This is a genomic window from Streptococcus sp. AS20 (assembly GCF_000524255.1).
Classification (GTDB): Bacteria; Bacillota; Bacilli; order Lactobacillales; family Streptococcaceae; genus Streptococcus; species Streptococcus constellatus.
In genome coordinates this window covers 102155-127671 of record NZ_JANS01000012.1, presented here as the reverse complement: position 1 = coordinate 127671, position 25517 = coordinate 102155, and the positions used below count along the sequence as shown (strand labels likewise).

Genomic DNA, 25517 nt, shown 5'->3' with positions numbered 1-25517 from the left:
TGATAAATTAATTTTCTCGACTATCTAATTATTATAGCATATTTTCTTTTTTTAATAAAGTTTTTCGTAACTGATTGAAAGCATGCAGAACGGCTATTTTTCGTACATCAGTCCGACTACGACCGGCAATATTAACCTTAAAAGATTGTACATTCTCTGTGGTTGCTAAGCCAATATAAACTGTCCCTGCCGGATATCCTTCTAAGCTGTCTGGACCTGCCACACCCGTCAAACTCACTGCATAGTCACTGGCAGTCAATTTTCTAGCCTGCTCAGCCATTTTCTTTGCTGTAAAAGCAGAAACAACTCCATATTTTTTCAAGTCTGCCAAAGGAATGTCCAGCATGCGGCTCTTTTCCTCCATACTGTAAGTAACAAAGCCACCACTAAAGACATTGGAGGCTCCAGAAAAGTTTGCCAAAGTTGCTTGAAAAAGGCCAGCAGTCAAACTTTCGGCTGCTGTAACAGTCTTGCCTGCTCTCCTCAACAATTCAAAAGTTGTCTGCGCTAGAGAATTATCATCTCCATAAGCATAGAAAAGGTCCACTAAACGTTGTTTCTCAAAAGTCTGTACAGCTAAAATTTTCTTTTCCAAATAAGCAAACTTAGTATCTGCTTCTTTTTGACTGCTAGCCTTTGTGGACAATCGCAATGTCACCTCTCCCGTCTTAGCATAAGGAGCAATGGTCGGATCGATCTGAGCATCAATTAAATCTCCTAAAAGAGTTACTAATTGACTTTCACCAATGCCAAAGAAGCGCAAAACTCTTGAATACAATTTTTGATCCGTTGCTAAAATCGGAATCAGCTCATTGTTCACCATAGGTTTTAATTCACTAGGTGGACCAGGCAGAACAACATAAGTTACACCACTTACTTCAATCACGCCCCCCACCGCAAGTCCGGTTTCGTTTTGTAGAGAAGTCGAATCTTCCACTATCTGAGCTTGCCGCTCATTATTTGGTGTTCGAACATAGTCCAGTCGACTCGCGAAGAAACGATCTAATTTTTCCATAGCTACTTGGTCAAAGACCAACCTGCGATTTAAAAATTTTGCCAACACCTGCTTGGTCAAGTCGTCTTCTGTTGGACCCAAGCCACCACAAAGAATGACAAGATCGCTCCGTTTCTTTGCAATTTCCAAAATAGATAAAAGACGATTTTCATTGTCACCGACAGCAGTCTGAAAATAGACATCAATCCCTAGACTCGCTAACTTTTCCGATAAAAATTGAGCATTCGTATTGATAATTTGCCCGGTCAGAATTTCAGTACCTACAGCAATAATTTCTGCTTTCATAGAACCTCCTATCTTACTATTCGCAATTTGGTCTTATTTTATCATAAAAAAGATTAAAATTTGTTAATAAAACAATTTTCAAGTTGCTCAGCATATCATCTATAGTATCTTGACAAACAAAAAGAGGCTATGCCTCTTTTTGTTTGTCAATCAATCTAATATGACTGTTCTAATGAGCCACTAATCTGTGTGATATCAACGACCTGATCAACTCGTTCAAAAACATTTGGATCATGCGTCGCAAAAATAACCACAGTGTCTGATGCAACCAAACTAAGCAACAAATCAATAATTGATTTTCCTGTTTGCTGGTCAAGAGCGCCTGTCGGCTCATCTGCTAAAATGACCTTCGCTTTTTTTAATAATAATCGCGCAATTGAAACCCGTTGGGCTTGACCACCGGAAAGCTCATAAATTTTGGACTTCATGACAGACTCATTTAGTCCAACCTGTTTTAAAGCTATCAGAATTTCTGATTTACCCGCCAATAGTTTCAAGTTGTCGAAAACTGTTTCTTCTTCCACCAAAGCATAATTTTGAAAGACATAGCCCAGATAATGTTTAAAATAATCTTTTTCCTTCATTTTCCAAATATCTTGCTTATTGAGCAAAATTCTGCCTTGATCTGGTTTTTCTAAACGAGCAATTGCATTTAACAATGTTGTCTTTCCAGAACCCGAAAGCCCAACTAAAGCATAGGATTGATTCCTTTCAAAATGTAGATTGACATGGCTGTAGACGGTTTTTCGTCCATATTTTTTCGCTAAATTTTCTATCTCAATCATAGTATTTCAAAATCTCCTTTTATAATCTGAACACGATTTTTTCTGACGTTCATTAAAGCAAAGTAAGACATAGCAGTTATCTCAAACGCATAAAGAACTCCTACTAAACCAACTACTAAGAAACTACCTTTCATCACTAAAATTGTCAATGCACTGACGAATAAAATGCCTGCTATCAATGGCAGTAAAGACTGAAAAATTTCTAGATAGCTACTTGCTCCTAACAAACTTTGTAAAGAAATCTTTTTCGCTTTTTGTTTCATGCGAGTGGTAATATATTCATAAATAATAAAGAACTGCGCCAAGACTAACATCAGTAGAGCAGTAATCGTCCCTGTCAGTTGGCTAACAATGTTTTCACGAGCTAATAATAGTTGCTCTGAAATATTTGTCATACTAGAAAAATGAGTCAAACCAGCTTGGCTAATCTTTTCTTTTATCCATTTCTGTTTAAAAGCTCCTTTTGTTGCAAGAACTGTATAATAGTTATCAAAAGCTGCATCTGCTGGTAGATTGTGAAAATTGATTTGCACTAAAATCTTGTTCACTACTTCTTGTTTAGCCAATAATTCATCTGGACCGTCTTTATGGTTAAAAAGAAAAGTCTTCTGTCCATCAGGAATTTCTACGATTTGAAAATCCTCAGCTTTTAAAGCTGAATATCGGAAGTGCTCATAGTTAATTATCTTACGAATATTGTCTATGTGAGCCATCTGACTTTTTGGAATATAGATAACACCTAAGCTTTCTTTCGGTGCTTGCCCATACTTATTTTGAGGATACAATTTTTTATTTTTATTCATCAATCCTGTATTGACATAGAACAATGTTTCTGCAATTTTACTATCGACACCATTTCTTACCAGCTCCTGCTTAAATTCTTCCGGAGCGTGCTTAGTTCGATCTGGGCTAAGGCTAGATTGCTCTGAATAAAGCCAGCCATCTGTCCCAAAAGATTGAATCAATTGTCTATGCTTCGCAGCATTTTCTTTTATAAATGTTGAATCAATTTGATAATTTTCATCAGTATGAGTAGCGGTATTTTCAAACCAAGTGATCGCAGCATAATCTTGAGCTATTTTCCAATTTCCCAAAACAGCTATTTCTTGGGCAGATTTGGAAATGGTTTTAACACTTTCCGATGCAGTCACGCCAAAGATAAAGCAAGATAGCAAAATTCCAAAAAGCCAGATATAAAGTACTAATGGATTTGATTTTTTATTCTTCAAGACAGTTACAGCTCCCATAAGGCGAACATTTAAAGCAAAAAGTAGATTGACAAGTAAGCTAATAACCATCAAAATAAAGAGATTGAGAAATAATAATAAGCTAAACGTCTTAACATAAACATTTACCATACTACCTTGCCATAAAACAAAAAGTAGCCACACAAGGATTCCTGTGCTAATCAAAATAGTAGAATCCAACCAAAGTGAACGCCGAAATTCTCTATCAAAAAGCCCCAGACTGCGCTGAATCATAGCTTTTTTAACATAAAGCATTTTGACTGCAAAAAGAAGCACAGCAAAAACAAAAAATAAAGTCCAAACTGCCAGAGAGCGTAAATTCATAAATAGAAAGTTGATTGGCACTAAGTACCACGGAAGGTCTGCTCCTGTGTAAGTCAAGCCAAATCGCTGCAATTCTGTTTTTAATTCTGTCGGTAGCGCCTTACTAGAATAATACATACCAGTCGCGGTACTTGCTGCCAAGACTCCTCGATCCGTGATATAGGATTGATTTTTGCGCTGTATCTTTCCAAAAACAAATGTAGCTTGCTGACCACTTTTATCTAAAAAAGGACGATAAATAGTTAATTGCTTTTTATCTGCAATTTCCTGTATTTTATCAAAAATTTGGTTTTTATCAACCTCACTAGAGCCCGTCAATGAAAAAGCTGCCTGAGCCGGATAAGGAATGTCATTCCCAAATTCTTTAACAGCACCTAAAGATAAAAATGATATTAGTAAGACAAATAAAGAAAGAACGGTTAGCCGCCACTTCATACAAGACTCCTTTACAACAAAAACAAGGAGGGAAAAACTGAAATTCTACTATGCAGGCATTTCCCTCCACGATAAGTTTATTAAATCGTATGACTATTAGAATTCATACCAAGAATAAAATGACTTTGCTTGAATCCATGACCAATGTTTTGTAGCTCCTGAATTTGCCCAGCCATAATTTGATTTGGCATAGTCTTTTACATTTCCCCATATATCGGTCACAGATGAGCCGCTTCCAAGACGGATTGGTGCTTCTAAATAATAATGCGAGTAGGCCCATCCATTTGATGTTACACCATAATTCCAAGTATCCTTATAAGTAGGATGAGGATGCTGGGTATCTGCCGAGACCCCACCTCCAGCCAAAGGACTAAGAGTAAGGGCAAGAGCACCAATAAGTGCTAATTTCGTAAATTTATTTGAACTATTTGATATGGGTTCCTCCTTTATATATATGATATATCAAATATTGTCTTAACTAGTATAGACTTCCATTTGATGAAAATATCATAACGTGTTATTTCCTAATTTGAATGAAATGTAAACATAATTCACACCTTACTTATTAAAATGGCCAGATACTTGGATACAGTAACAAAAGTATCATCAATTGTAAACAAGCTGTTCTCATATTCTCCCTCCGTTTCTTTATAAATTTTCACTTCTATGTTATAATATTTGAAATCACTTTTTTGAAAACGCTAACTTTTTTTCACACTATATTATTCTGAGAGGTTTATAGGTTTGTTATGAGGTATGATTTCGGAGCTGTTTATAAAGAAATTCGCAAATCAAAAGGTTTATCGCAAGCAGATGTATGCGGAGAGGTTCTATCCCGAACAACTCTGGCTAAATTTGAAAGCGGGAAGGCTACTCCCAAATACGAAAATATGGAATTTTTACTACGTCAAATCAATATGAGTTTTGAAGAGTTTGAGTATATCTGTCACGTCTATAACCCTAGCCCCAGAAGTATCATATTTAACAAAGCTTTAAATATAAGCTCTATTAGTGGCACACAAGATTTAGAAGAGCTACAAGAACTCTGTGAAAGATATCTTCGTAAGGAATACGATTTACCAATTAAGCATATTCATGATTTGTTAAAACTTTTCATTTCTATTAGAAAAAACGGAGTTAAAACATTAACAGATGAAACAATCTCTATCACCAAGCAGTTTTGGAATTATTTAGAAAAAGAAGATACTTGGTATAAAAATGATTTTAGGATTCTAGTATCTATTTTACATCATTTTTCGATGGATACCCTACATTTGATTACTGATAAAATTTTGGAAAATTTAGAGAAATATAAAGACTATAAAAATTTTCAAAACGATCGCTTAACTCTTCTCTCAAATTTAGCAGGAATTTATTTGCACCATAATGAATTTCACCAATGTGAAAAAATTGTCACACTAGCTTTAGAGACTGCACAAAAGTTAAAGAGGTATGATGCTTTAGCTTTATGTAATATTCGATTAGGAATTTGTCAAAATAATAATAAATTAATCAAAAAAGGATTGGTCTTATTAGAAATCACAGATGAACTGGATTTATTACAAGATATGAAACACGAAATCAACCATTTCCACAGGTCTTAGCTTGTGGTTTTTTATCAACTAGGTTCAAATTCTTTCCATATTTTAATTTATACAAAGAAAAACCAGACAGTTCTTGCTGCCTGAGTTTCCTTGGTTTACTTGTGTTAGATAGAATCAAATGTGATAAAATAAAAGAATAAAACTTTAAGGGGCTTCCATTATGTGGGCAATTTTTGCATTTTTTTCTGCTTTGTTTGCAGCACTGACATCTATCTTAGCTAAAATTGGGATTGCCGGGGTTAATTCTAATCTAGCGACGGCTATTCGAACAGTAGTCGTCGTTTTGATGGCTTGGGGTATGGTTTTTTTAACTAAAGGACAAATTGGTTTAGCTAACATCAGTAAGAAAAACTGGATTTTTCTGATTTTATCAGGCCTAGCAACAGGCGCTTCTTGGCTTTGTTACTACCGAGCATTGCAAGAAGGAGAAGCCTCCAAGGTCGTTCCTATTGATAAGCTTAGTGTTGTTCTCACACTCATCCTTGCTTTTATCTTTCTCCACGAAGATTTTACTATGAAATCCTTAATTGGCACCATCTTGATTACCATTGGAACCTTAATCATGGTTTTGTAGCGTTCGGCATATTAAAGAGACAGTTTTTTCTCTAAACTGTCTTTTACGTTATTCGACTGTCATCCTTTGATTCCATTTTATTGTATGTTTAGTGAGGATATAGTACAAATTTAGCAATATTGGTAAATGCTTTTATGCCTTATTTTTTAGGATTCCATTCACAACTTGTTTCATGATCATTGACCAATCCTGCTGCCTGCATGAAAGAATAGACACAAACTGGACCGACAAACTTGAAGCCTTGCTTTTTCAGCGCCTTGGACATGCTTTCTGACAACTTTGTTTTAGTCGGTGCTTCCTTGTAGTTCGTAATTTGATTGTCAATCGTCTTGAAATCTACAAAGGACCAGACAAAGTCATTAAAAGAGCCAAACTGCTTTTGAACAGCCAAAAAAGCTTGGGCATTGGCTCTGGTTGCATAGAGCTTCATCTTATTACGGATAATATCCGGATTGTCCAAAAGACCATCCAAGTCTGAATCTGTCATCTGAGCAATTTTCTGCGCGTCATAGAAATGAAAGGCCTCCCGAAAAGCCTGACGTTTATTCAAAATGGTCTCCCACGAAAGTCCCGCCTGATAGGTCTCCATGCAAAGCAGTTCAAATAACTTCCAATCATCATGAAGGGGTCGACCCCACTCTTCATCGTGGTAGGCTACATACAAGGGGTTGTTCATTTTTACCCAACCACAGCGTTTGGTCATGCTTCTACCTCCTATTTCACCAACATCTTGAGAGCTGACTTGATATAATTTTCAGCCGTATCTGTTGTGCCTTCAAAGAATTTCTTGATTTTCTTGAGTTCAGCAGCCCTGTAGCCCAGAGCCAGCATGGCTTCCATGGCTTCTTCCAACTCTTGGTTGTCCGATGTCACTGCTTGGGTCTGAGGCGCAGCCACTTGGCCAGCCGCCACGACCTTGTCTTCCAAGTCCAACACCATCTGCTGGGCTGTCTTTTTGCCTATCTTGGGAAACTTGGTCAGATAGGTGATGTTTTTCTGCTCAATGGCTTGCACTAATCCAGCATTATCATCAGCTGCGATTATCGCAAGAGCAGAAACGGGGCCAATACCAGAAACCGAAATCAAATTGAGAAAAAGCTGTTTTTCGTCTTCTGTGCGAAAACCGTAGAGGAGCTGCGCATCTTCTCTAATCACTTGATGAACAAAAACCTGAATTTCTTGATTGAGCTGACCTGAATAGGCATAAGGGTTAGCCACATGAAGGATATAGCCAATTTGTCCTACTTCCACCACAATATACTTGGCTGTAATTTTACTTAAAATTCCTTTGAAATATTCGTACATCATGTCTCCTTTTCAACCCTTTTAGTATATCATATTTTGGAGTTAGAAAATAAAAGAAATCATTCTATCCTTTTGAAAATCACTTTACAAAATTCTTGGGTAGTTAGCTATTTATCCATGGATATCTATCTTGCTCTTCTCTTAACTATAAATTTGTATAGCCTAGTATTGAGGTATTCATAATATCTATCAAGAGAGACAGTCTGTCAATCCTTTTGTCAAGCTCGGCAGAAAGTCTCTTCTCTTGTCTTTTTAGCTATAGGACTTTTCATAAGGACAAAAGCCATTCAGTAGATCTACTAGCTGAAAGTCTTGCAGATGATTTTAAAAACAGCTTCAGTCATTGTTAGCTGAAGCTGTTTTAGAGTTTCTATAAATAGTTTCAATACTTGCCCAATTCTCGCAAGCTGGTGTGGTTTTCCTGAATGCGACGGAACATTTTTTCCATATCAGATTTGGTAAAGTTTACCAAAACTGGACGACCGTGAGGGCAATTGTAGGGATTGTCACATTGCGATAACTGGAAGATCAAATCACGTGCCGAATCATTATCTAAGCTATGATTGGCCTTAATAGAGCGTTTGCAACTCATCATAATCGCTAGTTCAGCTCGGTATTTCTTGATAGAAACTTCCTTGGTAAGGAGCAGCATATCACACATCTCATAGATACCCGACTCGATTTCCTCTTCCTTCATCCAGATAGGGTATTCCCTCAGAATAAACTGATTGCTGCCGTATTCGTCCAAGAAAACTCCGACTTCTTCCAGCAGATTCATCCGCTGCTTGAGCCGCAGCATATCGTCCGCTGGAAATTCAAAGATATAGGGAACCAAAAGTTGCTGCTGACTGTCATCCACATCACCGATTTTTTCCCGATAATACTCATATTTGACTCGCTCCTGCGCTGCATGCTGGTCGATAATATAGAGACCACCATTTCCTTGTGCAAAGAGGTACGTACCATGCATTTGCCCAAAATATTCCAGTTCTGGAAAAGTTGAAGTTTCTTCTCCATCTAACTTATCTAAAGCTCTTTCTAAGCTTGATTGATCCAGTTCTGGATGATCTAGTTGATCGTAAGAAGGAGTTTGCCTTGCTGCAAATTTGACAGAAACTGCTCTGGAAGCAAGCATATCTGTATCAGTATGCTGCTGATCAAATGTAGCATTTTCCTCAAAAGGAAGATTGCTTTCTGATACTTGAGGTCTAACAAAAAAGTCATTTCTCTCTTTGTCATAATAGAGTCGGTTTTCTTTGAGCGGAAGACTCGTCTGCTCCGACTTATTTGCTCTGTTAATGGTTGATTTTGCTAAATTCTCCAAAGCATCCGGAATCAAATCCTGTTCTTTTAAACTCGCAGCAATAGCTTGCGAAATCAAGACCATCAGTTCTCGCTCCTTGGAAATCCGCACTTCTTGCTTGGTCGGATGAACATTAACATCTGCAAGGTAAGGATCAATCTGGATAGCAATCACAGCAATCGGGAATCGCCCAACCATGAGCTTACTACCGTAACCATCAAGAATAGCTCGATTGAGCAGGAAATTCTTGATGTAACGACCATTGATGAGAATGGTGATGTAGTTACGATTGGCACGCGTCAACTCTGGTAGACTAATATAGCCTGATACTTCAAAATCCAGATTAGAAGCTGAAATTTCAATCATTTTTTTTGCTGTTGTTAATCCATAGATACCAGCAATTGCTTGACGCAAATTTCCTGTTCCTGCTGTCCGAGTCAACTCTTTACCATCATTGAGCAAGATAAAAGCGACCTCTGGATGAGCTAAGCTCAAACGGTTAATCATATCTACAATGTGAGATAGTTCTGCTTGTTGACTTTTCATATATTTCAAGCGAGCAGGCGTGTTGAAAAAAAGGTCTTCCACTTTGATTTTGGTACCCTTAGGGCAACTACTTGGTTCCACAGTTTCAATTTCTCCCCCCTGAGCAATTAAACGCGTCCCATGTGTTCCACCATTTGTCGCAGTTTCAATTGTCAAGCGTGAAACAGAAGCAATAGACGGAAGCGCTTCACCACGAAAGCCCAAAGTCCGAATCCGAAAAAGGTCGGCTTGCTTCTTAATTTTACTCGTTGCGTGCCGCCGCAAAGCCAAGGAAACCTCCTCATGCTCAATTCCTTCACCATTATCGATGACTTGAATACTCTTGAGCCCTGCTTCTTCAATCTCAACTATAATTTGAGTGGCACCAGCATCAATGGAATTCTCTATCAACTCCTTGACCACGCTGCTAGGTCGCTCGATGACCTCACCAGCCGCAATCTGATTAGCAAGATTTTCTGGTAATTCTATAATTTTTGACATAGTTTTCTCCGTAATTATTCTAGCTACTATTATAACATAAAGCCGTTTTTCAATCAGAACTCTAGTACGAAAAGAATTGTAATTACTCCTTCGCAAAACAACCAAATAGACAGGCAAAGCAACCACTTAGGCAAAAGCTCTTGTTTTCCCCTCTAAAATAATGTTTAATAGACTTAGGAAAAACGAATCCTCCTTGCAACGAAAGTCAGCAGCAGGCAAGATACAATCTAGAAAGAAGGGATGTTTATGAAAGTTCAATTGCATATTGATGAAAAATTTTCAGAAGAAAAGGTTGTCATTGAAGCACCAGCTTTATCGGATGCTATTCAACAGTTGCTGGTTTTCACTCAACATCTCGGTGGCACTAAAACCATTCGAGCCAAAAAAGAGGAGGAGATTTACCTATTAGATACTGCTGAAATTCAGAGAATTTACACTGAAAACCGCCAAGTTTGGGTTGAAACAGCGACAGACACTTATCTCTTAGGACTTCCACTTTATCAAGTTTTGGAATTGCTTCCCACTGATTTTCTACAGATTTCCCAATCTGAAATCATTAACATCGAACATATCGATCATCTGAAATTGACTGGTAGTGGTCTGATTCAGATTGCAATGAAAAACGGTCAGATAACTTATTCATCTCGCCGTTATCTCAAAGTCATAAAGGAGAAATTACAGCTATGAAAAAAACATTATTCAGAGATGCTCTAGGAGGTACTGTAATCGGGCTACTCCTATCCACCATCTATTCTTACTTTTTTGCTCCTGTCTATCATCCACTTAATCCTTATTCAGCAGTTGGTCTTTGGATGGAACAGCACCATATTCATGAAGCTTTAGTTGTGCTCTATTGCGCAGTGATCTGGAGCTTTATTGGCTTGCTCTTTAGCCTAGGAAAAGAGCTTTTCAAAAAAGATTGGAGCATCCTCAAAGCAACTATCTGCCATTATGGACTTATGATTCTAGGATTCATTCCTCTAGCTCTTCTAGCTGGCTGGTTCCCTAGCAAACCCATTTTTATCTTACAGCTGATTTTAGAATTTACTGTTGTGTATCTCATCCTGTGGGCAGTTATGTCTTATCTAACTAAAAAGAAAATTGAACAAATCAACAATGGATTGAAGAAACAGAATCAATAGTAAAGAAACAAAGCTCTATAATATCTGTAGTGCGTAAATCCACTTTGGAAATTACAGAGCTTTTGGGGTGTTTGAAAAAAGTCCCATAAAATTTTCAAAATTCGTATCTTTATTGCATCGAACATAGCAAAAGAGAAGACGAAGCCCGTCTCCTCTCAAACTTAGCTATAACAATTAACAAACTTTCTTTTTATTCTCCTGGCGGAATTGGAGGCATAAACAGCTCTTTCAGATCATCAACTGTATCTGCTCTCATCCATTCTGGCATTCCTGGTTTCCAGACTAAGGTTGAAGAGAGGAACTGCCCTGATAGAGACATTTGTGTTAGGCTATTTCTATCATAAGGCCCAGATGCTTGTCCATTGACAGCAATATGATAAGCAGTTGTTGGAATCGGAGGAGGTGAAACAACTGACTGTTGTTGGGAGTTGCCCGACATCATATTATTCATAGCTCCAGCAATATTTTGGCCTACAGCACCTCCTACTGCCATTCCTGCTATCATAGCAGCGGGGTTGAAGCCTGCATCGCCTCCCAGAGAAACTGTTCCCGAATCATTAGCGCCCATTTGTCCCAATGCATCAGCGCCAGCAATACCAACTTCTGACTGCTTTTCGACTTGAAATGCACCTAAGTTTGCAGATTGTGTTTGCTTATGCTGAGCATATTGTCCTTCTTCACGTTGGATACGTATCCGTTCAACATAGTCTGTTGTTTCAGCCTCTATTTTAGCTGTTGTAACATCTTTAGTGACTGAAATAAGCTGACGATAGCCTTGACTTGATTTATCAATCTCTATTGTAGCTATATCAAGACCTGAAACAGTGACACCAAAATTCTCCTTTAATCTTTCCATGACATCATGTTCAAGAACTTCATTAATTTGTGAAATTTTGCTTTCAAGAGTAATGACAGGAATGTTATTCTCTATAGGAGCATTCGTTACAATATGTTTAGCATATCGGGCCACGGAATCCCGAATTTGCTTTTGAAAATCATCAAGATTAAAAGTATTCAGCCTGTGTAACTTGATAAATTCTTTATAATCAGTAATTTTAAAATTAATCGTACCACGAACCGCAACAGGTACTCCAAAATCTAAAAACCTTGGATCATAGACATCAAAAAACGGCACTGCAAATTTCACTTGGATAATTTGCGCAAGATTGATGAAATAAACTTCTGCTTGGAAGGGTGTCCCACCGTCATAAGCCGCACCTACTATGCTTGCTAAAACGGGAAAGTTCGACGTCTTAATGGTCTGGTCATGAGGACCTAAAATATAATCTTGTATCGTCCCGTCTTTTTGCTTATATACAAAGACGGCAACTTCTCCATCTTTAACACGTAACGAGGACCCCCAGCGGATAGCATTTTCTCGATCGCCTGCACCTTGTGGAACCCCTCTAGGATGCCATTTCCATATTAAATATGACGGTTCATCACAACGAATTTCATCCATGAAACCGCCTGTTTTATTCATACCAAATAATTTCATATCCTTCTCCTATAACTTTTCAATATTTAAACACGTTGTTTATTTTCTTTTTCTCCAAGGAAGAAGTAGAAATGATCCCAATAGTAAAATTAAGCCAAGTAACGCACTAATACCTCCCAAAAATATAATAATGCGCCCTATAAAATTATTGCTATCTATTTCTTTTTCTATAACGCTAGCAATAAGCATTAATCCCAGCCCAATTCCAAAAGATAAAATAAATTGCAATTTTTTAGAGTTTTTAATAGTTCTGACAAAAGCTTTTAATCTTTTATGTTTCTGAGCCTGATTATACAACTGATGAATATAGTGAAATTCTTGAGTATTCCCAAAGGAAAGAGTTGCTTTCTGATAGGCTTGTTCCAACTTTGTATCCCAAGCTTCATAATCATAATCATACGAATTCATATTTGAAGTCGCTAGAATGACAAATTCATAAATATCTTCTTTTGTATTTGGAATATAGAAATTTCGAATGATACTAATTTTTTGCTCTGCACTTTCAGCCAACTCTAATTTGGTTGCTAATTCATCCACTCTGCTCTTGCTCTTTGATCCCCTTAGCTCATATCCACAGCTTGGACACGAAGACATAAAGGAGTTTAGCATCTCAGCACAATTCGGACATTTATATAATTCCCCATCATATACTGTTTTTCGTTGCGATGTATCAGTTTCTCCCTTAGCTGTACCACAGTTACTACAAAAATGTGCACCTTCGGCAAATATTTGGCCACAATTTGTACAAAATTCCATTTTCTTTTTCTCCATTCTCCTATTTAACACCAATGTAGCTTAAGCTATATAGCCTCATTATACAACATTCCCACCACCATGTAAATATAAATTATTGCCTCAGCAACAAGCCTTTAAGCAATTACAAAAAAATAATATGCATTTGGAAGCAGATTATCGCTTCGATTAGTATAACGAGAGATGGATGTCATCTCTGACTACTTTTGAGCAAACAGAAAGCAATGCTTCCTTTGACTGACAGGCGCTGCTGCGGTCAAAGGAAGCGTATCTAAGCTTAGTTAACCTTTCAAGGCCAAGGAAAAAGTGTAGTTGTTTGCTTGCAGATCGAACACTTAAAGCGAACTGTCAGATTTTCGGTCGGCTCTGATACCCTTTTGTAGTAGCGAAAATTAATAAAAATCAGAGCTTGATTATCTCGTCAAACTCTGATTCCACCATTTCACAACTTCTTTTTCATCTCAGCTACAGCTAGCATCACTTCCATTGGGGTCATATTATAAATATCCAACTGACGTAGTTCATCTAAAATAGGTGATTCAGTTGTTTCTGTGAATAAAGATATTTGCTCAGATACTTGATTTTCCTTGCTATCATTAGCTCCTTTATTAGAAGGATTGAGAGATGGTTTCTCATTTGCTTGTTCTTCTAGTTTTGCTAGTATCTGGTCTGCTCTCATCAGCAAATCATTTGGTAAACCTGCAATTTTTGCCACATGAATCCCATAAGATTTATCCGCAGGACCAGCCTCAATCTTATGAAGGAAGGTCACTTGCCCATCTTTTTCTAAAGTTGCCACATGAACATTTTCTAACTGTGTCAAGCTAGTTGACAAGTCTGTCAACTCATGATAGTGTGTGGCAAAAAGGGTCTTTGCCCCTGTTCGATTGTGGATATATTCAATAATCGCCTGAGCAAGAGCCATCCCATCATATGTCGCTGTCCCTCTTCCCAACTCATCAAAAAGAATAAGAGAGTGTTCTGTTGCTTGAGAAATAGCATGATTTGCTTCCATCATTTCTACCATAAAGGTTGATTGTCCAGATACCAAGTCATCTGCCGCACCAATTCGAGTGAAGATGGCATCAAAAATTGGTAATTGAGCACTCTCAGCTGAAACATAGGAACCCATTTGAGCCATAATAACAATAATCGCTAATTGACGCATATAGGTTGACTTCCCACTCATATTTGGACCTGTAATTAGCTGAACGTTGACATTTTCATCCATTGAAATGCTGTTAGGAATATAGGTTTGTGCACCCATGACCTTTTCTACAACCGCATGCCGTCCCTTATCAATTTCAATGGAAGGATGTTCAATAAATTCTGGGCGTACAAAGTGTTGCTTTTCAGCAACTGCTGCAAAACTTTGTAATACATCAATCGTTGCCAGAGTTTGTGCCAAGGATTGCAGACGCTTGATATATTTGCCAGCTTCTTCACGAATACGCATAAAAATCTCATATTCTAAATTAGCAGATTTTTCACGCGCTTCCAACATTTCGCCTTCAATACGAGCCAATTCCTCTGTACCAAATCGTTCTGAATTTTTCAACGTTGCTTTTCGGAAAAAGTGGCTAGGTACGTGCTCCAACTGTGAATTAGTAACATGGAAATAATAACCATCTTTTTTATTGTAATCAATTTTTAGATTATTAATCCCACTAGCCGCCCTTTCTTTCGCTTCGATATCAGCAATCCAGCTCGTACCATCTCGCATAACCACTCGATACTTATCTAAGGTTTCATCAAAACCAGTTTGAATGATATTCCCTTCAGTAATAACATTTGGAGCATCGGGAGAAATTGCCGACTGAATCAAGTTTGCCAATTCTGGAATGTCATCCAAGTTTTCAATCAACTGTCCCAAAACAGGATGATCAATTCCTTGTAAAATTCCCTTAATCTGAGGGACATTGCTCAATGTTGCCGCCAACTGCAATAAATCTTTCGGATTGGTCTTTCCAAACGAAACACGACTGGCTAAACGCTCAATGTCATACACACCTTTGAGACTATCTGCTAAATCACTGCGCTCAAAAAAATAATCTAGAAATACCTGCACGACATCCTGCCGCTTAAGGATTCGCTCTTTGTCAATCAAGGGCTGCTGAATCCATCTTCTTAAAAGTCGCGTCCCCATAGCTGTCTTGGTCTCATCCATCAGCCAATACAGACTACCGTGCTTCTTTCCTGTACGTGCATTCTCTGTTAAATCCAGACTTGCCATGGTTGCATAATCCATCTGTAAGAAATCCTTGATTTCATAATGATGAACTCGCTTTAAGTGACTAAGCTCACGCAGCTGCGTCTGATGAACATATTCTAACAGTTTTCCAGCTACTTGATGTTCTAAGCGAGACAATTCATCCCCTAATAGCTGAACATCTTCAAAAGCAGTTCCCACCTGTGATAATAACAAATTCATTTGATTTGCCAACACTTGGTGCTCTGATTCAGGTAATTCATATCCTAAGACCACTTCACGCGCTCGCAAGTTCCGAATTTCTCCACAGACCATGTTAAAGTCACTAAGACTTGTGACCTGAAATTCACCTGTAACCAAGTCCATGTAAGCCAGCCCATATAAATTTTCTAGTTTATCTAAAGCTACCAAGAAATTATTTTGACTATCTGGTTTTGAAGAATCAACGACTGTCCCCGGTGTGATGACTTGTACCACCTCACGTTTGACTACACCAACTGCTTTTTTAGGATCTTCCACCTGCTCTGCAATCGCTACTTTATAGCCCGATTCAATTAAAACATCAATATACTGTTGCACCGAATGGTAGGGAACTCCTGCCATCGGGATTGGATTTTCCGAATTTTTATTACGGCTAGTCAGAGCAATTTCTAAAATCTGTGCTGCATTGATCGCATCTTCATAGAATAATTCATAAAAATCTCCCATGCGAAATAGCAAAAAAGCATCCGGATAATCTTTTTTTATATCTAAATACTGTTGCATTCCCGGAGATAGTTTTTCTTTTGTCATTCTCAACCTTTCCGTTTATTAAATAGCAATGAGAGTCGGACAGAAATTAAATATTTCGGAGACACTTAATTTCGTCATCCCACTCACACTACATCTTGTCATTAGAACTATATAAATAAAGGAAGCTGAGCGCTTCTATCTCAGCTTCATCATCTTCTCCTCTTAATCCATTTTCTCAAGGAGCTGCTCTTCCATTTGTTTAGCAGCTGCTGTATCACGACAGATCACTAAGAGCGTGTTGGCTCCTGCTACCGTTCCTAAAATCAACTCTCCTTTATTAGCATCCACGAAGTTAGCTAAAATAGAAGCGTCTCCTAAGCGCGTATGAAGAACCAAGGAAAATTCAGCCCGAGAAACTCCCTGCAAATGATAAGATAAGAATTCAACCAGATCAATCTTGTTTGTTTCATCCGCTAAAACATAATAAACTTCATGGTTTTTCTTGGCTTTCGTCAAGCCAATTTCTCGTAAATCTCGAGAGAGTGTTGTTTGTGTGACAATAACTCCTTGTACTTTCAAACGATCCTGAATATCTTTCTGTGTGCTTAGTTTCTCTTCCTTAATTATTTTCTTGATCAGTTTATGACGCTCAGTTTTTTTCATTTTATCCTCAACAATGTATATTTATACTCTAAATTATATCAAAAAAATTGAAGATTCGTCAAAAAATATGTTAAAATACTAGTAAAAGACCAAAGGAGAAACCATGAATAATAAACAATTGATTGCAAGCGAATTGGCTAAGGTCATTGACAGCTTAGACCAAGATGCTATTTTTAATTTACTAGAACAACCAAAAAGCTCAGAGTTAGGCGATATTGCCTTTCCTGCCTTCTCTTTAGCAAAAGTAGAACGTAAAGCTCCTCAAATCATTGCTACAGATATTGCAGAAAAGATTGATACGACAAACTTTGAAAAAGTGGTAGCAACAGGTCCTTATGTAAACTTCTTTCTTGATAAATCAAAAATTTCAGCTCAAGTTATTAAAGAAATTGTAAAAGAAGGAAATAACTACGGGCAACAAGATGAAGGGCATGGAGAAAACATCACAATTGACCTCTCCAGTCCTAACATTGCAAAACCCTTTTCAGTTGGTCATTTGCGCTCCACCGTTATCGGAGATGCTCTCTCTAATATTTTCCGTAAACTAGGCTACAACACCATTAAAATCAACCACTTGGGTGACTGGGGTAAACAATTCGGACTTCTGATGGTCGCTTATAAAAAATGGGGCAGCAAAGAAGCTGTTGAAGCCAGTCCAATTGACGAGTTATTAAAACTCTATGTCCGAATCAATGCGGAAATTGAAACCGATCCTGAACTTGATGACGAAGGACGTCTTTGGTTCAAAAAATTAGAAGACGGTGACCCTGAAGCTACGGAATTATGGCAATGGTTCCGTGATGAAAGTCTGAAAGAATTTAACCGCATCTATAAATTGCTTGGTGTTGAATTTGACAGCCTAGCCGGTGAAGCCTTCTATAATGACAAGATGGACGAAGGAATTAAGCTCCTTGAAGAAAAAGGATTGCTAGAAGAATCTAAAGGAGCAAGCATCGTCAATCTTGATGATGTCAACCTTCCGCCAGCTATGATTAAAAAATCTGATGGTGCTACTCTCTACATTACCCGTGATATTGCCACAGCTATGTACCGCGCCCGTACTTATAACTTCGTCAAAAATGTTTATGCTGTGGGTCAAGAACAAGCTAACCACTTTAGACAATTGAAAGCTGTTTTAAAGAAAATGGGATTCGGCTGGAGCGACGATATGATTCATGTAGACTTTGGTTTGGTGACAAAGAACCGTCAAAAATTGTCTACACGTAAAGGTAATATCATTCTGCTTGAACCAACCCTTCAAGAAGCTATCAGTCGTGCGAAGAACCAAATTGAAGCTAAAAATCCTGATCTTGAAAACAAAGATACTGTTGCTCGTGCTGTCGGTGTGGGAGCTGTCAAATTCTACGATTTAAAAACAGACCGCCGCAACGGTTACGACTTTGATTTGGAAGCAATGGTGTCCTTTGAAGGAGAAACAGGTCCATATATCCAATACGCTTATGCGCGTATCCAATCCATCCTTCGCAAAGCTGATTTTAAGCCAAGTGTTGAAGCAACATATAGCCTTAAAGATGCTGAAAGCTGGGAAATCATTAAACTGCTGCAAGATTTCGCCCGTGTTGTTAAACGTGCAGCTGACAATTATGATCCATCACTCATTGCAAAATATGCTATCAGCCTTGCACAAGCATTCAACAAGTTCTACGCTCATACGCGTATTTTGGACGAAAGTCCTGAACGTGACAGCCGCTTAGCTCTCAGCTATGCAACAGCTGTTGTTCTAAAAGAAGCTCTTCGTCTTCTCGGTGTTGACGCTCCAAAAAAAATGTAATTATTTTAATGGTATCATAAAAACCTATCGATATATCGATAGGTTTTTGTCTTATAGCCCGTATAATTCTTCGATTTTTAGACCAATTCGTTTAATATCTTCATTCAAGCCACGAAGCTCAAATGTATCTAAGACTGGAAAGCCAAATCGTTCTGAATATTGTTTAGCTGTTAAACAATATTGGTGGTTAAAATTACGATTACCACTGCCAACAATGCCAAAACAACGCTTATAATTTTCTTCAAAAGCAATAAAATCACCTAAATCATTGGTAAGAATTTCGACATCGCCATTGTCCAGACCATTTCCACCTTCTAAGTAAGTTGGCAAAAAAGCTATAAAAGGCTGAGACATGGCATAAAATGGTCGTCCTGCTTTCACCATATCTTTTATATCCACTTGCTCAATCTCAACGCTTTCATGTCTCTCTTGCAAAAATGCAGATAAGCGTTTGATAAAACTCGCTGTATTTCCACTCAAACTAATATAAACTAAGGAAATTTTCATAGTTTCTCTCTTTCTAAAATTAAAACATATCTATCATTCTCTTAAAATTTTAAGCTGATAGATATGTTTTGTCAACTATTGCAATTCTTTTTTTGCTAAGTCTTGTTGCTGCCGTTTCATCTTGAAAAAGACAATAACAAGGAAAAGAATATTAAAAGCAAAATAGATAATAGTCAGAATTCTTGTCGATGAAATTGCTGTAGCACGCATCGTTTGATCTTGATAAAGATAGTTTAGCGGCATCCCACCTACGTAATTGTAAATTGTTCCAATAATTCCTAATAATACATAGGCAATATAGGCAAAATTAGCGTATAAAATGTTTTTCTTAACAATGAAAACAACAGCAGCTATCAACAACAGAATAGAAAGGATAGTTAATAATTTATGGGGACCATTATGAAGAAAGACAAGACTCTTTTCAGTCACTTTCACTATTTGTTTTACAACTGTTTCAGATAAACCTTTGTAGGAACTTGTATTCGTTATTTTTTCACTGCCAAAAAAAGTTCCTATGAATGTAAACGATGATAAAATGGCTGATACCGTCAGCAATACATATAAATAAATTGGTCGTTTTTTCACAATAAGCCTCCTGCTTAAAAGAGTTTTCAGTTTTATTTATTATAACGTAAGCAGTAAAAAAAGGCAACAAAAATAAACAAAGTTACAGAAAATGTCATTCTGCTTATACTATCAAAAATCATGGAGTCTGGGACAATATCAAACTACTCTTGTTGATATACGAGCAGGCTAGTAAGTGATCACTCAAAGCGTTGCTTTGTGGTTTCGTCTTATTCCCTTATTTGCCTTACACTTATCAGAATAAGAAGAAATGAAAGCCACATAAATAAAAAATCTGGGAAAATCCCAGATTTTAAACTAAGCGTTCAAATGCCAAATTTCATTGTTATATTGGGCAATGGTACGGTCTGCTGAGAAGAAGCCTGCTTTCGCAATGTTAATCAGAACTTTTTCAAGCCAAACATCACGGTCTTCATAATCCTTAAACATACGTTCTTTCGTTTTGATATAATCTTCTAAGTCAAGAAGCGTCATGAACCAATCTTTATGAATCAATTCATTATAGAGACGTTCTAAGCGTTCTTTCTTACCAACTGCGAGAACCGTATCACTAACAATGAAATCAACCAACGGTTTGATTGCTTCACGAGCATAGAAATCTGATGATTTGTACGCTTCTTTCGCATACAGATCAATAACTGTTTCAGAATCTTCACCAAAGATGTAGATATTGTCTTGGCCTACCAATTCAGCAATCTCTACATTAGCGCCATCCATAGTACCAAGTGTCAATGCACCATTCAACATGAATTTCATGTTACCAGTACCTGAAGCTTCTTTAGAAGCAAGAGAGATCTGCTCAGAAATATCACCAGCTGCAATTAAGAAGCTAGCTGCAGTAACATTGTAATTTTCAACCATGACGACTTGCAAATATGGAGAAACTTCTGGGTCATTAGCTATCACCTCTGACAAGCAAAGAATCAAATGGATAATATCTTGAGCGATTGTGTATGCTGGAGCAGCTTTACCACCAAAGAAGACCGTAATTGGACGTGCAGGAATATTCCCAGCCTTGATGTCCAAATATTTATGAATAACATAAAGAGCATTCATTTGTTGGCGTTTGTATTCGTGAAGACGTTTGATTTGGATATCAAAAATAGAGTTTGGATTGATTTCAACACCTTGGTGTTCCTTCAAATGACGAGCCAATTTCCGTTTGTTGTGAGCTTTGATTTTTTCAAGTTCAGCTTTTACATCAGCCTTGTCAGAAAAATCAAGTAAATCTTCTAATTTTGAAGCATCATGATGCCAATCACGCCCAATCAAGCTATCGATATAATTTGATAAACGTGGGTTTGCATGCATGAGCCAACGACGGAACGTAATACCATTTGTCTTATTGTTGAATTTTTCTGGATAAACATCGTAGAAAGCTTTAAGCTCTGAGTTCTTCAAAATTTCTGTATGAAGTGCTGCAACACCATTTACACTATATCCATAGTGAATATCCATGTGCGCCATGTGTACTCGATTGTTTTCATCAATAATTTGAACAGCCGGATCTGCATATTCTGCTTTTACGCGTTTATCCAATTCTTTGATAATTGGAACCAAGTGTGGAACAACTTCTTCCAAGAATTCAAGCGGCCATTTTTCCAATGCTTCTGCAAGAATAGTATGGTTTGTATAAGCAGTCATATTACGAACGATTGAGATTGCTTCATCAAGCTCAATCCCACGTGCAGTCAAGAGACGAATCAACTCAGGAATGACCATTGATGGGTGAGTATCATTAATTTGCACAACTGCGTAGTCAGCCAAGTCATGAAGATTGCTCCCTTTTTCAATCGCTTCATCAAGAATCAATTGCGCACCATTTGATACCATGAAGTATTGTTGGAAGATACGAAGCAATTCACCTTGCTTATTACTATCATCTGGGTAAAGGAATAGAGTCAAATTACGAGCGATATCTGTCTTATCAAAGTCAATCCCATCTTCAATGATACTTGCATCAACTGAGTCAAGATCGAACAGACGAAGGCGGTTTTTAGTAGCCGTCTTGTAACCAGGCACATCAATATCATAAAGAGTTGATGTTAATGTAAAATTAGCAAATGGTACTTGATAGCTACGGCTTGATTTTACCAACCAATTTTGTTCAGTTAGCCAGAAGTTTGGAACTGTTGTTTGCTCATTATTTTTCAAGACTTGTTGGAACAAACCAAAGTGATAATTTAGTCCAACACCATCTCCATTCAAACCAAGAGTCGCAATTGAATCAAGGAAACAAGCAGCCAGACGTCCCAAACCGCCATTTCCAAGTGAAGGTTCTAATTCTACTTCTTCAACTTCAATTAGATCTTTACCAGCGTCTGCTAACTCTTTTTTAACATTGTCATAAAGGCCAAGGTTAATTAGGTTGTTTGACAAAAGTTTCCCAATCAAAAACTCGGCAGAAATATAGTAAAGCTTCTTTTTACCAGTATTAACTGATTTTTGTGCACTAGCTAATTTTGTATAGTTTAAAAGGGCAATATACAATTCTTCATTGCTACATTCAGCAATTCCTTTTTGATAATTTTTCTTAATATATTCTTGTAAGTTTGACATTTTTTCTCCTAGACTAGAAAACAAACACTAGAGTTCATTTTCATGATTTAATAATTTTTTATTTACACGACGATATGTTTTCGTCAAGCTATATAACTCTGCTTCAACCACAGGATTCAATTCATCTGCTGTCATACGCCAGGACCAATTTCCACCAATAGTTGATGGATAGTTCATGCGAGCTGAACCATCTAATTCAAGCAAATCTTGCATGGTTGCAATTGCCATAAAGCTGACAGAAGCAAAGATAGTCCGTAACATAGCATGAGGTACTGTTTCATATTCCTTACGATTGGTGTATTGAGCCATATATTCACGTGTAGCATCATCAATTTCATCGCGATACCAACCAAGAACAGTATTATTATCGTGCGTACCTGTATACATGACAGAATTGTTAGGTGCTAAGTGTGGACTATCAATGCTTTCGCTGTCTGGATTAAAAGCAAATTGAGTCACTTTCATACCAGGGAAGCCTGTCTTTTCACGTAAAGCAATCACTTCATCGGTCATAAAGCCCAAGTCTTCAGCAATAATATTCAGATCACCTAACTCTTCTTTCACTGCTTTAAACAAAGCATAGTCAGGTCCCTTAACCCATTTACCAGGAGCTGCTGTATCGGAACTAGCAGGGATTTCCCAGTAAGATTCAAATCCACGGAAATGATCAATACGCACTACATCATAAATCTTGAAGCTTTCACGTAGGCGTTTAATCCACCAACTATAACCATCTTTATCCATTGCTTTCCAGTCATAAATTGGGTTCCCCCAGAGTTGGCCAGTTGCAGAGAATTCATCTGGTGGGCATCCCGCTACGCATGTAGGCTGCCCTAGCTCATCTGTTTTAAAGAAGTGTGGTTGTGCCCAAACATCACAGCTATCAGCTGCTACATAGATTGGCATATCGCCGACAATTTCAATGTAATGTTCATTGGCATACGCTTTTAATTCTAACCATTGTTTAAAGAAAAGATACTGCGTTACACGATGATAAGTCAATCTGTCAGCTAATTTTTCACGATAATGAGCTAAACTAGCTGCTTCACGACGCCGAAGAGCCGCATCTGGCCATTCAGTCCAAGCTTTCAAGTCAAAATATTCTTTAATCGCCATGTATTCAACAAATACTTCAAGCCATGATGAATTGTCAGCCACAAATTTTTCATAGGCTGCCAAATCTCCACATTCTAAGAAACGTTTCACAGCTTTTTCCAAAACAGGTCTGCGATTGTTAAACACTTTCGCATAATCTACTTTTCTTGGATCCTGACCAAAGTCTAACCCTTCAAGATCACTTTGCACAAGCAATCCTTCTTCAATCAATCGATCAAAATCAATAAAATGTGTATTTCCCGCAAATGCAGAGAAAGATTGATATGGAGAATCTCCATAACTAGTTGTTCCTAGTGGCAATATTTGCCAGTAACGTTGCTTAGTTCTCACCAGAAAATCGACAAAATCGTAAGCACTTTTCCCAAATGAACCAATTCCATATTTTCCTGGCAGAGAAGAAATATGCATGAGAACACCACTTTGACGCTCTTTCATCTTTTTCACCTCAATAAATTTTTCTGTTAAATTTTGCATTCATTTAACGAAAACGTTTGCGTTGATTTGATTATAACTTAATTCCAAAATGGACGCAACCATTTTTCTGCTTTTTTTATTATTTTTTAAAATATTTTGGACAATCCTCTCCTTTTCTTCTATATTCTGTCAACATTTTTGAGTGAGAAATAAAAAATTTTTAAGATTTTTAAAAAAAGTGTTGCAACCGTTTTCTATTTATGGTATACTAATCTCAGTTTAAGAAAACGTTTGCGTAAACTAATTAAATTATCATCTTATTATTTTATTCTTTAGGAGGAATAAATCATGAAACATAAAGTGTTGAAAAGTGTTGCAGTTCTTGGAACTGTAGGATTAGCTAGTTTGTTACTAGTAGCTTGCGGTAGCAAAAATAATAAATCAGCTTCTTCTGGTGATGGTAAAAACCTCACTATTTACGTAGAAAAACAATACGAAAAATATGTAAAGAAAGCAGCTGAAGCTTTTGAAAAAGAAAGTGGAACAAAAGTTACTATTAAAACTGGAGACCAACTTAAAGGTCTTGAAAATCTTTCACTTGACAACCAATCTGGCAAGGCTCCAGACGTTATGATGTCTCCATATGACCGCGTAGGTAGTCTCGGTTCAGACGGCCAACTTTCAGAAGTGAAACTTGACAAAGGTTCAATGACTGATGACACAACAAAAGCACTCGTAACTACAAAAGGTAAGACTTATGGCGCACCTGCTGTTATCGAAACATTAGTAATGTACTACAATAAAGACCTTGTTTCTAAAGCACCTACTACTTTTGCTGAATTAGAAGAACTTGCAAAAGACAGCAAATATGCTTTTGCTAACGAAAATGGCAAAACAACTGGGTTCCTTGCTGACTGGACAAACTTCTACTACACTTATGGTCTGCTAGCTGGTAATGGTGGATATGTCTTTGGTAAGAACGGTACCGATCCTAAAGACATTGGACTTGCAAATGACGGTTCTATCAAAGGTGTTGAATACGCTAAAACTTGGTATGCAAAATGGCCAAAAGGAATGCAAGATACTAAAGGTGCCGCAAACTTAATTCAAACTCAATTCCAATCAGGTAAAACAGCTGCTATCATTGAAGGCCCTTGGAAAGCCGCATCATTCAAAGAAGCTAAAGTGAACTATGGTGTTGCCACTATTCCTACACTTCCAAATGGTAAAAACTATCAAACCTTTGGTGGTGGTAAAGCTTGGGTCATCCCTGCAGGATCTAAAAATGCCAAAACAGCTCAAAAGTTTGTTAACTTCTTGACTTCGACTGAACAACAAAAAGCTTTCTATGATGCTACAAACGAAGTACCTGCAAACACAGAGGCTCGTAAATACGCTGAAGGAAAGAATGATGAATTGACTTCAGCTGTTATTAAACAATTCCAATCTGCTCAACCTATGCCAAATATCTCTGAAATGAGTACTGTATGGGATCCAGCAGCAAGTATGCTCTTTGATGCTGTAAGTGGTAAAAAAGATACTAAAACCGCTGTAAATGATGCCGTTAAATTGATTAAAGATACTATCAATCAAAAATTTGGTAAAAAATAAAACAGATTGAGGTAGGATAGAACTCGATTGGCA

The 25517-nt window shown here is 37.5% G+C and carries 21 protein-coding genes; 6 read left to right on the top strand and 15 right to left on the bottom strand.

Annotated elements, in window-relative coordinates; all coding sequences use genetic code 11:
- Positions 1-31: 31 nt before the first annotated feature.
- From HMPREF1514_RS07360 to HMPREF1514_RS09290, 4 genes are all read right to left on the bottom strand, one after another.
- The gene (locus HMPREF1514_RS07360) at positions 32-1300 is read right to left on the bottom strand and encodes a competence/damage-inducible protein A (RefSeq protein WP_037598403.1); all 1269 of its coding nucleotides are present in this window, start codon (positions 1298-1300) and stop codon (positions 32-34) included.
- A gap of 155 nt (positions 1301-1455) precedes the next feature.
- Positions 1456-2085 carry an ABC transporter ATP-binding protein gene (locus tag HMPREF1514_RS07355; protein ID WP_006269784.1) on the bottom strand — a complete coding sequence of 210 codons (630 nt, stop codon included), beginning with the start codon at positions 2083-2085 and terminating at the stop codon, positions 1456-1458.
- Entirely contained in the window at positions 2082-4091 is a 2010-nt protein-coding gene (locus HMPREF1514_RS07350) for a hypothetical protein (RefSeq protein WP_037598399.1), read from the bottom strand. The genes HMPREF1514_RS07355 and HMPREF1514_RS07350 overlap by 4 nt, the downstream gene beginning before the upstream one ends.
- 96 nt (positions 4092-4187) lie before the next feature.
- A complete protein-coding gene (locus tag HMPREF1514_RS09290; RefSeq protein WP_020998096.1) occupies positions 4188-4457 on the bottom strand; it encodes a hypothetical protein in 270 nt (89 codons plus the stop codon).
- A gap of 383 nt (positions 4458-4840) precedes the next feature.
- Here HMPREF1514_RS09290 and HMPREF1514_RS07345 point away from each other — a divergent pair, with 383 nt between their 5' ends.
- Positions 4841-5695 (top strand): Rgg/GadR/MutR family transcriptional regulator, encoded by an 855-nt coding sequence (locus tag HMPREF1514_RS07345; RefSeq protein ID WP_006269187.1) that lies wholly within the window; start codon positions 4841-4843, stop codon positions 5693-5695.
- A gap of 160 nt (positions 5696-5855) precedes the next feature.
- Positions 5856-6269, top strand: a complete 414-nt coding sequence (locus HMPREF1514_RS07340; protein ID WP_037598396.1) for an EamA family transporter — start codon at positions 5856-5858, stop codon at positions 6267-6269.
- A gap of 139 nt (positions 6270-6408) precedes the next feature.
- Here HMPREF1514_RS07340 and HMPREF1514_RS07335 read toward each other — a convergent pair whose 3' ends face one another.
- The 3 genes from HMPREF1514_RS07335 to mutL all read right to left on the bottom strand — a co-directional run bounded on the left by HMPREF1514_RS07335 (position 6409) and on the right by mutL (position 9903).
- Positions 6409-6972 (bottom strand): DNA-3-methyladenine glycosylase I, encoded by a 564-nt coding sequence (locus HMPREF1514_RS07335; RefSeq protein ID WP_037598393.1) that lies wholly within the window; start codon positions 6970-6972, stop codon positions 6409-6411.
- Between the two features lie 11 nt (positions 6973-6983).
- Positions 6984-7574: a Holliday junction branch migration protein RuvA gene (ruvA, locus tag HMPREF1514_RS07330; RefSeq protein WP_037598391.1), complete on the bottom strand. Its 591-nt coding sequence runs from the start codon at positions 7572-7574 to the stop codon at positions 6984-6986.
- A 382-nt stretch (positions 7575-7956) separates the two neighbouring features.
- Positions 7957-9903 (bottom strand): DNA mismatch repair endonuclease MutL, encoded by a 1947-nt coding sequence (mutL, locus tag HMPREF1514_RS07325; protein ID WP_006269779.1) that lies wholly within the window; start codon positions 9901-9903, stop codon positions 7957-7959.
- A 246-nt stretch (positions 9904-10149) separates the two neighbouring features.
- On the opposite strand from mutL, the gene HMPREF1514_RS07320 reads away from it, so the two are divergent.
- Positions 10150-10590, top strand: coding sequence for a LytTR family DNA-binding domain-containing protein (locus HMPREF1514_RS07320; protein ID WP_037598388.1), 441 nt, complete (start codon positions 10150-10152; stop codon positions 10588-10590).
- The gene (locus tag HMPREF1514_RS07315; protein WP_037598385.1) at positions 10587-11045 is read left to right on the top strand and encodes a DUF3021 domain-containing protein; all 459 of its coding nucleotides are present in this window, start codon (positions 10587-10589) and stop codon (positions 11043-11045) included. Before HMPREF1514_RS07320 ends, HMPREF1514_RS07315 begins: the two co-directional genes overlap by 4 nt.
- Positions 11046-11235: 190 nt before the next feature.
- Here HMPREF1514_RS07315 and HMPREF1514_RS07310 read toward each other — a convergent pair whose 3' ends face one another.
- From HMPREF1514_RS07310 to argR, 4 genes are all read right to left on the bottom strand, one after another.
- Positions 11236-12543, bottom strand: a complete 1308-nt coding sequence (locus tag HMPREF1514_RS07310; RefSeq protein ID WP_037598384.1) for an SPFH domain-containing protein — start codon at positions 12541-12543, stop codon at positions 11236-11238.
- A 39-nt stretch (positions 12544-12582) separates the two neighbouring features.
- Positions 12583-13314 carry a zinc ribbon domain-containing protein gene (locus tag HMPREF1514_RS09065; protein ID WP_232216487.1) on the bottom strand — a complete coding sequence of 244 codons (732 nt, stop codon included), beginning with the start codon at positions 13312-13314 and terminating at the stop codon, positions 12583-12585.
- A 424-nt stretch (positions 13315-13738) separates the two neighbouring features.
- Entirely contained in the window at positions 13739-16297 is a 2559-nt protein-coding gene (gene mutS, locus HMPREF1514_RS07300; RefSeq protein WP_037598381.1) for a DNA mismatch repair protein MutS, read from the bottom strand.
- Positions 16298-16459: 162 nt separating this feature from the next.
- Complete coding sequence (gene argR, locus HMPREF1514_RS07295; RefSeq protein WP_003071513.1) at positions 16460-16900, bottom strand: arginine repressor; 441 nt, start codon at positions 16898-16900, stop codon at positions 16460-16462.
- A gap of 103 nt (positions 16901-17003) precedes the next feature.
- Between argR and argS the strand changes: the two genes are divergently transcribed.
- Positions 17004-18692, top strand: a complete 1689-nt coding sequence (gene argS / locus HMPREF1514_RS07290; RefSeq protein WP_037598379.1) for an arginine--tRNA ligase — start codon at positions 17004-17006, stop codon at positions 18690-18692.
- A 51-nt stretch (positions 18693-18743) separates the two neighbouring features.
- Here the strand turns inward: argS and nrdI are convergent, their stop codons facing one another.
- The 4 genes from nrdI to malQ form a co-directional block, all read right to left on the bottom strand.
- On the bottom strand, positions 18744-19199 hold the full coding sequence (nrdI, locus tag HMPREF1514_RS07285) for a class Ib ribonucleoside-diphosphate reductase assembly flavoprotein NrdI (RefSeq protein WP_003071516.1): 456 nt from the start codon (positions 19197-19199) through the stop codon (positions 18744-18746).
- Between the two features lie 75 nt (positions 19200-19274).
- Positions 19275-19784 (bottom strand): ABC transporter permease, encoded by a 510-nt coding sequence (locus HMPREF1514_RS07280; protein WP_037598377.1) that lies wholly within the window; start codon positions 19782-19784, stop codon positions 19275-19277.
- Between the two features lie 297 nt (positions 19785-20081).
- Positions 20082-22343 (bottom strand): glycogen/starch/alpha-glucan family phosphorylase, encoded by a 2262-nt coding sequence (glgP, locus tag HMPREF1514_RS07275; RefSeq protein WP_037598375.1) that lies wholly within the window; start codon positions 22341-22343, stop codon positions 20082-20084.
- A 27-nt stretch (positions 22344-22370) separates the two neighbouring features.
- Positions 22371-23894 carry a 4-alpha-glucanotransferase gene (malQ, locus tag HMPREF1514_RS07270; RefSeq protein ID WP_003071522.1) on the bottom strand — a complete coding sequence of 508 codons (1524 nt, stop codon included), beginning with the start codon at positions 23892-23894 and terminating at the stop codon, positions 22371-22373.
- Positions 23895-24221: 327 nt separating this feature from the next.
- Here malQ and HMPREF1514_RS07265 point away from each other — a divergent pair, with 327 nt between their 5' ends.
- Positions 24222-25484 carry an extracellular solute-binding protein gene (locus tag HMPREF1514_RS07265; RefSeq protein ID WP_037598374.1) on the top strand — a complete coding sequence of 421 codons (1263 nt, stop codon included), beginning with the start codon at positions 24222-24224 and terminating at the stop codon, positions 25482-25484.
- The last annotated feature ends 33 nt before the right edge of the window (positions 25485-25517 follow it).

Excerpts from the sequence above, each read along its gene's own strand:
- HMPREF1514_RS07335 (WP_037598393.1), bottom strand. The coding sequence starts at position 6,972 with ATGACCAAACGCTGTGGTTGGGTAAAAATGAACAACCCCTTGTATGTA.
- HMPREF1514_RS07345 (WP_006269187.1), top strand. The coding sequence starts at position 4,841 with ATGAGGTATGATTTCGGAGCTGTTTATAAAGAAATTCGCAAATCAAAA.
- HMPREF1514_RS07265 (WP_037598374.1), top strand. The coding sequence starts at position 24,222 with ATGAAACATAAAGTGTTGAAAAGTGTTGCAGTTCTTGGAACTGTAGGA.
- HMPREF1514_RS09065 (WP_232216487.1), bottom strand. The coding sequence starts at position 13,314 with ATGGAGAAAAAGAAAATGGAATTTTGTACAAATTGTGGCCAAATATTT.
- HMPREF1514_RS07315 (WP_037598385.1), top strand. The coding sequence starts at position 10,587 with ATGAAAAAAACATTATTCAGAGATGCTCTAGGAGGTACTGTAATCGGG.
- nrdI (WP_003071516.1), bottom strand. The coding sequence starts at position 19,199 with ATGAAAATTTCCTTAGTTTATATTAGTTTGAGTGGAAATACAGCGAGT.
- argS (WP_037598379.1), top strand. The coding sequence starts at position 17,004 with ATGAATAATAAACAATTGATTGCAAGCGAATTGGCTAAGGTCATTGAC.
- HMPREF1514_RS07320 (WP_037598388.1), top strand. The coding sequence starts at position 10,150 with ATGAAAGTTCAATTGCATATTGATGAAAAATTTTCAGAAGAAAAGGTT.
- argR (WP_003071513.1), bottom strand. The coding sequence starts at position 16,900 with ATGAAAAAAACTGAGCGTCATAAACTGATCAAGAAAATAATTAAGGAA.
- HMPREF1514_RS07350 (WP_037598399.1), bottom strand. The coding sequence starts at position 4,091 with ATGAAGTGGCGGCTAACCGTTCTTTCTTTATTTGTCTTACTAATATCA.
- HMPREF1514_RS07360 (WP_037598403.1), bottom strand. The coding sequence starts at position 1,300 with ATGAAAGCAGAAATTATTGCTGTAGGTACTGAAATTCTGACCGGGCAA.
- HMPREF1514_RS07310 (WP_037598384.1), bottom strand. The coding sequence starts at position 12,543 with ATGAAATTATTTGGTATGAATAAAACAGGCGGTTTCATGGATGAAATT.
- mutS (WP_037598381.1), bottom strand. The coding sequence starts at position 16,297 with ATGACAAAAGAAAAACTATCTCCGGGAATGCAACAGTATTTAGATATA.
- glgP (WP_037598375.1), bottom strand. The coding sequence starts at position 22,343 with ATGTCAAACTTACAAGAATATATTAAGAAAAATTATCAAAAAGGAATT.
- ruvA (WP_037598391.1), bottom strand. The coding sequence starts at position 7,574 with ATGTACGAATATTTCAAAGGAATTTTAAGTAAAATTACAGCCAAGTAT.
- HMPREF1514_RS07355 (WP_006269784.1), bottom strand. The coding sequence starts at position 2,085 with ATGATTGAGATAGAAAATTTAGCGAAAAAATATGGACGAAAAACCGTC.
- HMPREF1514_RS07340 (WP_037598396.1), top strand. The coding sequence starts at position 5,856 with ATGTGGGCAATTTTTGCATTTTTTTCTGCTTTGTTTGCAGCACTGACA.
- malQ (WP_003071522.1), bottom strand. The coding sequence starts at position 23,894 with ATGAAAGAGCGTCAAAGTGGTGTTCTCATGCATATTTCTTCTCTGCCA.
- mutL (WP_006269779.1), bottom strand. The coding sequence starts at position 9,903 with ATGTCAAAAATTATAGAATTACCAGAAAATCTTGCTAATCAGATTGCG.